Raw genomic sequence first — 11298 nt, forward strand, 5'->3', positions numbered from 1 at the left:
TCAGATGGCCTGCGCCTCGTGGCGGGTCAGCCGCTCCTCGATATGCTCCAGTGATCCGAGCGCAAAGAAATCGTCGAAGGAGGCGATCGGAACCTGTGCGGTCAGTCTCGACAGGAAGTCGTCCGAGCCGAGCTCCTCCTCGATTGCCTCCACCTCAGCCGAAAGCGGCCTGTCCACGATATAGAAATCCGCATGTTTGCGCACGACCTCGTAGAGCATGGCGGCGACGCCCTTCGGTTCATCGCCGAGGATGTCGATCGCCTGGGCCGACAGCAGCGCCTCAAGTGCTGCCAGGCGCTTCAACGCCTGCATCTGCCGCTCGAAGCGCTCGATGACCAGCGGCAGGAAGGCCGCCTCGTCCTCCAGCCCGGCCGCCACCACCAGCGACTGCGCCGACACGGGATTGGACATCGACAGCACGCGCGAAAAAATTTCGCCGGCAAGTTTGATGATTGGCCCGAATCCGGTGGCGATCCGTCCCGGCGGCACCAGGTTGACCGGCAGGTCGCGCCGCTGGCCGTTGCCGAGAATGACGCAGCGGTTGAAGGCGTTGCGCGCCGCATGCGCCATGCAGAGGGCTGCCGATTCGAGCAGGATCGTCACGTCGAGTGGAAGCGAACCGCCGGAGGTCATCACCCGGCCTTCGACCACGACCGGATTGTCGTCCGAGCGCCCGGTGGCGGCAAGGATTTTGTGGCCTGTCGACAGCAGGTTTTCGATGACCGCCCCGAACACCTGGGCGATCATGCGCAGGCTGAGCGGATCCTGCACATGCGTTGCAACAGGCCAGTTCCAGTCGTCGGAGGCGTTGCAGAGCCAGGCGCCGATCAGCGCCTCGCGCGCCGTGCCGACATGGCGGACCGCCTTCCAGGGATCACGCGATGCGCCAAGCGCCCCGGCCGCCATCATCGCCGTCGCCAGCAGGATGCGGATCGAGGCCGCCGCATTGCGCGTCGTTTCCGCCGCCGCCGCAAAACTCACTGCATTGATGCTGAGCGAAGCAAGACTGTCGCGCGGCGCCATCCGCACCGGCTCCAGCCCGGCCGCCCGGAAGGCTTCCGCCGCCTGCATGCGGTTGCCGCGGTAGATCGCTTCGCCGACCCCGGTCAGCACCGCGCCGATCTGCCCCATCAGGCCGATATCGGCGCAGCCGATCGAGCCGGTGCGGCGCACGACCGGGATGAGATCGGCTTTCAGCATGGTGATATAGGCCTCGATCAGCTCCGGCGTGCAGCCGACCTGGCCGGTCAGAGCCGTATTGACGCGGATCGCCATGGCATTGCGTACGACATTGCAGGAAAACGGCGTGCCGGTGCCGAAATGATGGGCGCGCACCAAGCCGAGATTGAAGGTGTCGAGTTCGTCGGCCGACCATTCCACATCCTTCATGGCGCCGACGCCGGTCGTCGAACCGTAGACGGGCATGCCGGAGGCGATCGCATCCTCGACGATCTCGCGGGCAATGGCGATGCGGGCCATGCCGGTGGCCGAAGCCGAAATCGTCGCCTTGCCCGCACCGATCGCCACCATCTCGGCAAAACCGAGCGGCCGTCCGGAAAGTTCGATGCCAGGGCGTTCGTGCTGCATGTGCCTTATCTCCTAAACGGTGAGACTAAGCGGCTCCTCCGTCACATGGGATATCCTAAATGCCGAACACAGCATGTTTACCGACGGATCAGCTCACCATCCAGGCAATATAGAGAAGCGTCAATGCGATGACCCAAAGCGCGATCCTGGCCGAGCGGTTATACCGCGCCTCGGCCTTGCCGATCGCCTCCGCCGTCTGTTCGTCGAAACGTAAGCCGTGTTCGCTCATATGCAGAAGCTGGTGGTGGAATTTTTCGGTTTTCGCCGCAATTTCCGGCACGGCTTCGGCGAGTTTCACCGCGGCCTTCAGCCCGTCCTTGAGATCGGTGGCGATCCGCTTCGGCCCGAGATTGGTGCGGATCCAGTCGCCGACGACCGGCTCGGAGGCCTTCCACATGTTGAAGCGCGGATTGAGCATGCGCGACACGCCCTCGACCACCACCATGGTCTTCTGCAGCATCACCAGTTCCGGCCGTGTCGCCATGTCGAAGAGCTCGGTCACTTCGAACAGCAGCGTCAAGAGCTTGCCCATCGAGATCGTCTCGGCCGGCTGCCCATGGATCGGCTCGCCGATCGCCCGGATCGCCTGGGCGAAACTCTCGACATTGTGGTGGCCGGGCACATAGCCGGCCTCGAAATGCACCTCGGCGACGCGGATATAGTCGCGGGTGATGAAACCATAGAGGATTTCGGCGAGGAACCGCCGTTCCTTTTTGCCGAGCCGCCCGACAATGCCCATGTCGACCGCAACGATCATGCCGTCCGCATCGACGAAGAGATTGCCCGGATGCATGTCGGCATGGAAGAAGCCGTCGCGCAGCGTGTGGCGCAGGAAGGACTGGATCAGCGTGTCGGCGAGCAGGTTGAGATCGTGGCCGGCCGCCCGCAGCCCCTCGACGTCGGACATGCGGGTGCCGTCGATCCACTCCATGGTGATGACGTCGCGCCCGGTGCGCTCCCAGTCGACCTTCGGCACGCGGAAACCGGGATCCCTTTCGGTATTCTCGGCGATTTCGGAGAGGGCGGCCGCCTCCAGGCGAAGATCCATCTCCACCTTCGTCGTCTGCTCCAGCGTCTTCGTCACCTCGACCGGCCGCAGCCGCCGGCTGGAGGCCAGGAAACGCTCCTGCATACGGGAGACGAGATACATCGCCTCGATGTCGTGGGCAAAGCGCTGGCGCACGCCGGGCCGCACGATCTTGACGGCGACCTTCTTGCGGCCGTCTGATGTTTCGACTTCGGCCGGATGCACCTGGGCGATCGAGGCGGCGGCGATCGGCTCGCCGAAGCTCGCATAGAGTTCGCCGATCGGCCGGCCGAGCGAACCTTCGATATTGGCCTTGGCGGCCGCCGAGGGGAAGAAGGCCATCCGATCCTGCAGCTGCGACAGGTCGTTGGCGAATTCGACGCCGACGACATCCGGCCGCGTCGCCAGGAACTGCCCGATCTTCACATAGGAAGGGCCGAGCCGCTCGACGGCGTGCGCCAACCGGTCGCTGCGCTTCTGATGCCGCGCCTTGCTGCGCTCGAAAATCGTGACGAAGGATTTGGCGAGCGCCACCGGAGGCGGCAGTCCTTCGGACGGCAGAGCTGAGACGACGCCCTCACGCACGAGCACCCAGCCGACGCGCCAAAGGCGGAAATAGGCCCCGAACGTGCTCATGCTGCGGTGCCCCGCCGGCCGAGGTTGGTGTTTTCTTCCCTCATGCCCTCAGAGCTTCCAGCCGGAATGCAGCGCGGCGATGCCGCCGGTATAATTGGTGTAGCTGACGCGCGAAAAGCCGGCCTGGCGGATCATCGCCGCGAAATTCTCCTGGTTGGGGAATTTGCGGATCGATTCCACCAGATACTGGTAGGGTTCGGCATCGCCGGTGATCGCCTTGCCGAACTGCGGAATGGCATTGAACGACCAGGCGTCATAGATCTTGTCGAGCAGCGGCATGTCGACCTCGGAAAATTCCAGCACCAGCAGCCTGCCGCCGCGCTTCAGCACGCGATAGGCCTCCGCCAGTGCGGCATCGATCCGCGGCACGTTGCGGATGCCGAAGGCGATCGTATAGGCGTCGAAGCTCGCCGGCTCGAAAGGCAGTTCCTCGGCATTCGCCTCGACGAAGGTGAGATTGCCGGAAAGCTTCTTCTTTTCCGCCCGCTCGGCGCCGACGCCGAGCATCGAGCCGTTGATGTCGAGCACGGTCGCATGCGCCTGCCGGCCCGAGGCCTCGACGATGCGGAAGGCGATGTCGCCCGTGCCGCCGGCAACGTCGAGCACCCTGTAGCCCGGCTCCTTGCGCGGGTTCAGCGCCGAAATCATCGCGTCTTTCCAGGCGCGGTGCATGCCCATCGACATGACGTCGTTCATGATGTCGTAGCGCTTGGCGACCTTGTGGAACACCTGGTTGACCAGGTCCTGCTTTTCGCCGCCCGGCACCTCGCGGAAGCCGTAGGAGGTCTCCATGCCGCCATCGGCGGAAGTGCGGCTTTCAGGCATCAGACTGCTCCGTTCCTCGATATTCAGCCGCGCAGGCCATAGCGAAAGACCGCGCACGACGTTATCACTGGGCCGCGCTCTCCGCGGACCACTGGCGCTATAGCGCACATCGTCCTCGGTTGAAACACGTTAGATACAGATGGGTTAAGATGCCGGAATTGCCAGAAGTCGAAACGGTAAAACGCGGCCTGGCGCCGGCGATGGAGGGGGCTCGTGTCGCTAAGCTTGAGCTGCGCCGCGGCGATCTGCGCTTTCCCTTTCCCGACGCTTTCGCCGACAGGGTTTCCGGCCGCACCATCATCGGGCTTGGCCGCCGCGCCAAATATCTGCTGGTCGATCTCGACGACGGCAACACGCTGATTTCCCATCTCGGCATGTCCGGCTCTTTTCGCATCGAGGAGGGTCGCATCGAGGAGGGCGCTGCAGCGGCCACACCCGGCGAGTTCTACCATGCCCGCTCGAAGGACGAGAAGCACGATCACGTCGTCTTTCATCTCGAAAGTCCAGCCGGTCCGCGCCGCGTCGTTTATAACGATCCGCGCCGTTTCGGCTTCATGGATATGGTGGGGCGCGCCGATCTTGCCGCCCATCCCTTCTTCCGCGATCTCGGCCCGGAGCCGACGGGAAACGAACTCGGCGCCGCCTATCTCGCCGATCGCTTCCGCGATAAGGCGCAGCCGTTGAAGAGTGCGCTGCTCGACCAGAAGAACATTGCCGGTCTCGGCAATATATATGTCTGCGAGGCGCTGTGGCGCGCCCATCTTTCGCCGATCCGCGCCGCCGGCACGCTGGTGACCGCGGGCGGCCGGCCGAAAGAGCAGCTTAACCTGCTCGTCGCCTCGATCCGCGATGTCATTGCCGATGCGATCGCCGCCGGCGGATCGTCGCTGCGCGACCATATCCAGACCGACGGATCGCTCGGCTATTTCCAGCATTCCTTCTCCGTATATGATCGCGAAGGTCAGGCTTGCCGCACGCCCGGCTGCGGCGGTACGGTCGCCCGCATCGTCCAGGCGGGCCGCTCCACCTTCTATTGCGCCACCTGCCAGAAGTAAGAACGGGAGAACAGCATGGCCTATGAGACCCTGATCGTCGAAACCCGAGGTAATGTCGGCCTCGTCACGCTGAACCGACCGCAGGCGCTGAACGCGCTGAATTCCACCGTGCTGAAGGAGTTGAAGGAGGCCTATGCCGCCTTCCACGCCGACGAGACGGTCGGCGCGATCGTCATCACCGGTTCGGAGCGGGCCTTTGCCGCCGGCGCCGATATCAAGGAGATGCAGCCGCTTCAGTTCGCCGATATCTATAAGAGCGATTTCATCAGCGGCTGGGACGAGGTCGCCAAGGCCCGCAAGCCGGTGATCGCCGCCGTCAGCGGCTTTGCGCTCGGCGGCGGCTGCGAGCTTGCGATGATGTGCGATTTCATCATCGCCTCGGAGACGGCGAAGTTCGGCCAGCCGGAAATCACCCTCGGCGTCATTCCCGGCATGGGCGGCTCGCAGCGGCTGACGCGCGCCGTCGGCAAGGCGAAAGCGATGGATCTCATCCTGACCGGCCGAATGATGGATGCGGCGGAAGCCGAACGCTCGGGACTCGTATCGCGTGTGGTGGCGCCCGAGCGTCTGCTCGAGGAGGCTCTTGCCGCGGCGGAAAAGATTGCCTCGCTTTCGCAGCCCTCGGTGATGATGGCCAAGGAGGCGGTCAGTCGCGCCTTCGAGACGACGCTGGAGGAGGGGCTCCGCTTCGAACGCCGGCTGTTTCACAGTCTGTTTGCCACCGACGACCAGAAGGAAGGCATGGCGGCCTTCGTCGAGAAGCGCAAACCGGCTTTTAAGCACCGTTGAACGCTTTTAGGCGGTTCCGGCCGCAAAGCTTGAAAATCCGCGTTGACGTGGGCCGGCTTTAGAGTTATATGCCCGCCCACGGTTCGGAAAGCCGGTTTGGTTTTCCGCGATTGCTCCCGCATTGCTGGATTTTGTGGCCGCAGGGCCCGCGGTAATGGCGGAGTTTGTTCGAATTCTTGAGAGAGGCATCCATGGCCAATACAACTTCGGCGAAAAAAGCGACCCGCAAGATCGCCCGCCGTACCGACGTCAATAAGGCTCGTCGCTCGCGCGTTCGTACTTTCGTTCGCCAGGTCGAAGAGGCCATCGCATCCGGTGATGCCGCCAAGGCGAAGGAAGCTTTCCTGGCGGCTCAGCCCGAGCTTGCCCGCGCCGCCAGCAAGGGCGTGCTGCATGCCAACACGGCATCGCGCAAGGTCTCGCGCCTGGCCGCTCGTGTGAAGGCTCTTTCGGTCACCGCGACCGCGTAATCTTCCGTTAAGGTCTTCCTCATTATGATTAGCCCGGTAATTTTACCGGGCTTTTTCGATTCTGCCGATCAGCCCCTCTATGGTTAATCCTGCGACTGTTTCGTGTCAGCGCCATGACAGGAAAAATTGTTTAAAAACAAAGGCTTGCGCAAGGATGCTTTCACGCCACGCGACTCTGCCCCGACCTTCCGGGACCAGGGGGGAGTCAAGAAGATTTTTATTTTTTTTCTTTCCATGCGTGTCAAAATAGCCCGAACGGGGAATCTCCTTGATTCAAAAGCGATTCTTTTTTGACGGTGGTGTGACGCCCGAAAAGGGCAGGCGGAGTCAATGCCCGCTTCTTAATTTTGCGTAAAATTCATCGTTGATATTGCCTTTTGATCCTGCCTAAATGGCTTCCAACAGAGGGCGCGGACATCACCTGCAGAGGCTCGGTCTTAACTGCCACGTCGGCAGGGCGATAAGTTTGTGCCATTTGTTACGGAGCCTTGCGCTTCCGTTTTTTCAAGCACTCGACGGATTTGGGCCGTAACGTGGCTGTTACGGGCAGGGATGTTTTGTGCCTTCAGTGGCCACACGTTTAAGGCGAGGTCGCCGGAGAAGGTTAAAGTGATATTGCGTACGGGCTGATCGGTCGAAAACGAGGATCGACCGCCAGCCTGGCACGGAAGCCGGTGAAGGTTGCCGCATGAACGCGGTCCCTGCAACGGTGTTCTGCGCCATGTTTGAGTGAACCGGCAGGCAAGCGGCTTCATGAGGATGCCGTCAGCTCGCCAAAGCGGGGAATGATCGGGCGGCTATTTTAGCGGAAGCCGCCCGGTGGAATTGAAAGGCGGCATTATGCAGATGAATACGATGACGGCGGGCGGGCCCGACAATGGGGATGTGGCACCGCAGGCGTTTGGCTCCATTCGCCTCGAAGGGGGAGACACAAAGGCGGAAATGAAGCACAGCATCCTGTTTGAGCGCGTCAGCGCGCGCTTGAAGGCCCAGGTCGGCCCTGACGTCTATGCCAGCTGGTTCGCCCGGCTGAAGCTGCATTCGGTATCGAAGAGCGTGGTTCGCCTGTCGGTTCCCACCACCTTCCTGAAGTCGTGGATCAACAATCGTTATCTCGATCTCATCACCGGTCTGTTCCAGGCCGAAGATCCGGAAATTATGAAGATCGAAGTCCTGGTGCGCACAGCGACGCGCAGCGGCACGAAGGCGCTCGATGAGGCGGTCCAGCCCGAGCCGGTCGTTGCCCCACAGGCTCGCCGCCCTGCAAGCGCCCAGCCGGCCGGCCAGGCCGTCCAGCAGGCGGTTTCTTCAGTTGCTGCGGCAAGGCCCGCAAGCTTTGGCTCGCCGCTCTTCGGTTCGCCGCTCGACAGCCGTTTCACTTTCGACACCTTCGTCGAAGGCAGCTCGAACCGCGTCGCACTTGCGGCCGCCAAGACGATCGCCGAAGCCGGTTCCGGCGCTGTGCGCTTCAATCCGCTGTTCATCCATTCGACGGTCGGCCTCGGCAAGACCCACCTGCTGCAGGCAATCGCCAATGCGGCGGTGCAGAACCCGCGGGCGCTGCGCGTCGTCTATCTGACGGCCGAATATTTCATGTGGCGCTTCGCCACCGCGATCCGCGACAATGATGCGCTGACGTTGAAGGATTCGCTGCGCAACATCGATCTCTTGATCATCGACGACATGCAGTTCCTGCAGGGCAAGATGATCCAGCACGAGTTCTGCCATCTCCTCAATATGCTGCTCGACAGCGCCAAGCAGGTCGTCGTCGCCGCCGACCGCGCCCCCTGGGAGCTGGAATCGCTCGACCCGCGTGTGCGCTCGCGCCTGCAGGGCGGTGTCGCAATCGAATTCGACGCGCCGGATTATGAGATGCGCCTCGAGATTCTCAGGCGTCGCCTTGCTGCGGCCCGGCTTGAAGATCCGTCGCTCGACATTCCAGCCGAACTGCTCCAGCACGTCGCCCGCAACGTCACGGCCAGCGGCCGCGAGCTGGAAGGGGCTTTCAACCAGCTGGTCTTCCGCCGCTCCTTCGAGCCGAACCTGTCGATCGAGCGCGTCGACGAACTGCTCGCCCATCTCGTCGGCTCCGGCGAACCCCGCCGCGTCCGCATCGAGGATATCCAGCGCATCGTCGCCAGGCACTACAACGTCTCGCGCCAGGAACTGGTCTCGAACCGCCGCACCCGCGTCATCGTCAAGCCGCGCCAGATCGCCATGTATCTGTCGAAGACGCTGACGCCGCGCTCCTTCCCCGAGATCGGCCGCCGTTTCGGCGGGCGCGATCACACGACCGTGCTGCACGCCGTGCGCAAGATCGAAGAGCTGATTTCCGGAGATACCAAGCTGTCGCACGAAGTCGAGCTGCTGAAGCGGCTGATCAACGAATAACGACCCGATTTTCGGAAAACTTTGACGGCTGGAAGCGATTCCAGCCGTTTTGCTTTATGAGCTTTTTATTCTATACCTCCGGCCATTCCGTGCATGCCCGATTTGGAGCGGCGTGTGCCGGGCAAAGACTGAAGCGCCGATAGGGCGCATGGGAGGATTATAAATGAGTTTTAGAAAGATCGCCGTTCTCGGCCTGGGCAAGGTCGGACGGCTGGCGGCGACGCTGTTGCATGAAGGCGGTTTCGAGGTCATCGGCGTCGATGCGCAGCTGCCGCTGAGCGACGTTCCCTTCAAGTGCCGCGCCGGCGATATCTCCGACCCGCAGGTGGTTGGCGAGCTGCTGTCGAATGTCGAGGCGGTGCTCTCCTGCCTGCCTTATCATCTGAACATCGAATTGGCGCGCGCGGCCCATCTCGCCGGCATTCATTATTTCGACCTGACCGAAGACGTTCCCACCACCAATTTCATCATCGAATTGTCGAAGACCGCCCGCGGGCTGATGGCGCCGCAATGCGGCCTGGCGCCCGGTTTCGTCGGCATTGTCGGCGCCAGCCTTGCCGACGGCTTCGATCGCTGCCGTTCGATCCGCATGCGCGTCGGCGCCCTGCCGCAGCATCCGACGGGACTGCTGGGTTACGCCTTCAACTGGTCGCCCGAAGGGGTCGTCAATGAATATCTGAACGATTGCGAGGTCATCGAGGGTGGGGTGCGCAAGCTGGTCTCGCCGATGGAATGGCACGAGACCGTCTATGTCGGCGGCGTCAAGCTCGAAGCCTTCACCACCTCGGGCGGGCTTGGCACCATGTGCGACACCATGCTCGGCAAGATCGATAATCTCGACTACAAGACCATGCGTTATCCCGGCCATATGGAGCTGATGAACTTCTTCTTCCACGAGCTCCTGATGCGCGACAAGCGCAAGCTTGCCGGCGAGATCCTGACCAATGCCAAGCCGCCGGTTGAAGACGATGTCGTCTATGTCCATGTCGCCGCCGAGGGCACGGAGAACGGCAGCCTGCGCCGCAAGGAGTTCGTGCGCGCCTATTACCCGATCGAGATTGCCGGTGCACGCCGCACGGCAATCGCCTGGACGACATCGGCCTCTGTCGTCGCCGTCATCGAGATGGTCCGCGACGGTCTGCTGCCAGCCACCGGCTTCCTGCACCAGGAGCATATTCCGCTGGAGATGTTTTTAAAGACGCCGACCGGCAGCCTGTTCAAGGCCGGTGCCACCAGCCACAGCTGAGATTACGTTTTCAGCGCGGCCCGCGATGTCGGCCGCGCTGGAACCAATGCATTGCGTGGCCGTCAGCAGGCGAGATCGGCGACGACGGAATCGAGGATCAGCATGCCTGAGGGCGTGCAGCGCAGGCGTGAATTGCCGATCCGCTCGATGAATTTGTGTTCGAGCAGGAATTCTTCGCGTTTCGGGTCGAGCTCGCGGCCGGAAAGCTGCTGCCAGCGGGCAAGATCGACGCCTTCCCGGAGCCGCAGCCCCATCAGCAGCAATTCGTCGGACTGTTCCTCGTAGCCGAGCCGCTCCTCGTCGAGAATGCCGTGGCCGTCGCGCTCGACCATGTCGAGCCAGGCTTCCGGCTTGCGCTCGGTCGCCGTCGCGATCTTCTCCGGGCCGCGCGTCAGCCGGCCGTGCGCGCCGGGGCCGATGCCGGCATAATCGCCGTATCGCCAATAGGTCAGGTTATGCCGGCTTTCAGCACCCGGCCGGGCGTGGTTGGAAACCTCATAGGCCGGCATGCCCTCGCGCGCGGTGATCTCCTGCGTCGCCTCGTAGAGCACGGCCGATTGCTCGCCATCCGGCACGATCAGCTTGCCTGCTTTGTGCAGGCCGTAAAACGGCGTGCCTTCCTCGATGGTGAGTTGATAGAGCGAAAGATGATCGACCGCATAGGAGATCGCTTGCTTCAGCTCCCTTTCCCATTGCTCGACCGTCTGGTCTGGCCGGGCATAGATGAGGTCGAAAGACATGCGCGGAAAAATGTCGCGCGCCAGCCGGATCGCCTTCAGCGCGTCTGCGACGTCATGCAGCCGGCCGAGGAATTTCAGGTCCCGATCATCAAGCGCCTGCACGCCGAGCGAGACGCGGTTGACGCCGGCCGCCCGGTAGCCGCGGAAGCGATCGGCCTCGACGCTTGACGGATTGGCCTCCATGGTGATCTCGATGCCGGCAGGCACGTGCCAGTGCCGGGCAATGCCGTCGAGAATGGCGGAGACCGTTTCCGGCTTCATCAGCGACGGCGTGCCGCCGCCGAGGAAGATGCTCGTCACTGTCTTCGGCCCGCTCAATGCCCGGACCGCCGCCATCTCCTTCAGGAAGGCTGATGCAAAGCGTTCCTGATCGACCGGCTGATGGCGCACATGGCTGTTGAAATCGCAATAGGGACACTTCGCCGCGCAGAAGGGCCAATGCACATAGACGCCGAAGCCGGGCTCGCCGGTATCGGGCAGCAGCGCCGCATCGCGCGAGGGGCCTGGCGTGTCGAAATTGTCCACGTGGTGA

General features: G+C 62.7%; 9 protein-coding genes. 5 read left to right on the forward strand and 4 right to left on the reverse strand.

Annotated elements, in window-relative coordinates; translation table 11 throughout:
• The 3 genes from FHX14_RS07340 to ubiE all read right to left on the reverse strand — a co-directional run bounded on the left by FHX14_RS07340 (nt 1) and on the right by ubiE (nt 4075).
• On the reverse strand, nt 1–1587 hold the full coding sequence (locus tag FHX14_RS07340) for an aromatic amino acid lyase (RefSeq protein WP_003589032.1): 1587 nt from the start codon (nt 1585–1587) through the stop codon (nt 1–3).
• An 88-nt stretch (nt 1588–1675) separates the two neighbouring features.
• Nucleotides 1676–3250, reverse strand: coding sequence for a 2-polyprenylphenol 6-hydroxylase (gene ubiB / locus FHX14_RS07345; protein ID WP_184376714.1), 1575 nt, complete (start codon nt 3248–3250; stop codon nt 1676–1678).
• Nucleotides 3251–3298: 48 nt separating this feature from the next.
• Nucleotides 3299–4075, reverse strand: coding sequence for a bifunctional demethylmenaquinone methyltransferase/2-methoxy-6-polyprenyl-1,4-benzoquinol methylase UbiE (ubiE, locus tag FHX14_RS07350; protein ID WP_184376715.1), 777 nt, complete (start codon nt 4073–4075; stop codon nt 3299–3301).
• 149 nt (nt 4076–4224) lie between these two features.
• Here ubiE and mutM point away from each other — a divergent pair, with 149 nt between their 5' ends.
• The 5 genes from mutM (at nt 4225) to FHX14_RS07375 (ending at nt 10026) form a co-directional block, all read left to right on the forward strand.
• On the forward strand, nt 4225–5130 hold the full coding sequence (mutM, locus tag FHX14_RS07355; RefSeq protein WP_184376716.1) for a bifunctional DNA-formamidopyrimidine glycosylase/DNA-(apurinic or apyrimidinic site) lyase: 906 nt from the start codon (nt 4225–4227) through the stop codon (nt 5128–5130).
• Between the two features lie 15 nt (nt 5131–5145).
• Nucleotides 5146–5919, forward strand: a complete 774-nt coding sequence (locus FHX14_RS07360; RefSeq protein ID WP_184376717.1) for an enoyl-CoA hydratase — start codon at nt 5146–5148, stop codon at nt 5917–5919.
• A gap of 191 nt (nt 5920–6110) precedes the next feature.
• Nucleotides 6111–6389: a 30S ribosomal protein S20 gene (gene rpsT, locus FHX14_RS07365; protein ID WP_003570835.1), complete on the forward strand. Its 279-nt coding sequence runs from the start codon at nt 6111–6113 to the stop codon at nt 6387–6389.
• 840 nt (nt 6390–7229) lie between these two features.
• Nucleotides 7230–8780, forward strand: a complete 1551-nt coding sequence (gene dnaA, locus FHX14_RS07370; protein ID WP_012556363.1) for a chromosomal replication initiator protein DnaA — start codon at nt 7230–7232, stop codon at nt 8778–8780.
• Nucleotides 8781–8943: 163 nt separating this feature from the next.
• Nucleotides 8944–10026: a saccharopine dehydrogenase C-terminal domain-containing protein gene (locus tag FHX14_RS07375; RefSeq protein ID WP_184376718.1), complete on the forward strand. Its 1083-nt coding sequence runs from the start codon at nt 8944–8946 to the stop codon at nt 10024–10026.
• Nucleotides 10027–10088: 62 nt separating this feature from the next.
• Here the strand turns inward: FHX14_RS07375 and hemW are convergent, their stop codons facing one another.
• Nucleotides 10089–11291: a radical SAM family heme chaperone HemW gene (gene hemW, locus FHX14_RS07380; protein WP_184376719.1), complete on the reverse strand. Its 1203-nt coding sequence runs from the start codon at nt 11289–11291 to the stop codon at nt 10089–10091.
• Between the last annotated feature and the right edge of the window lie 7 nt (nt 11292–11298).

Origin of the sequence: Rhizobium sp. BK619 (genome assembly GCF_014195245.1) — a bacterium.
In the GTDB taxonomy this organism is placed as follows: Bacteria; Pseudomonadota; Alphaproteobacteria; order Rhizobiales; family Rhizobiaceae; genus Rhizobium; species Rhizobium acidisoli.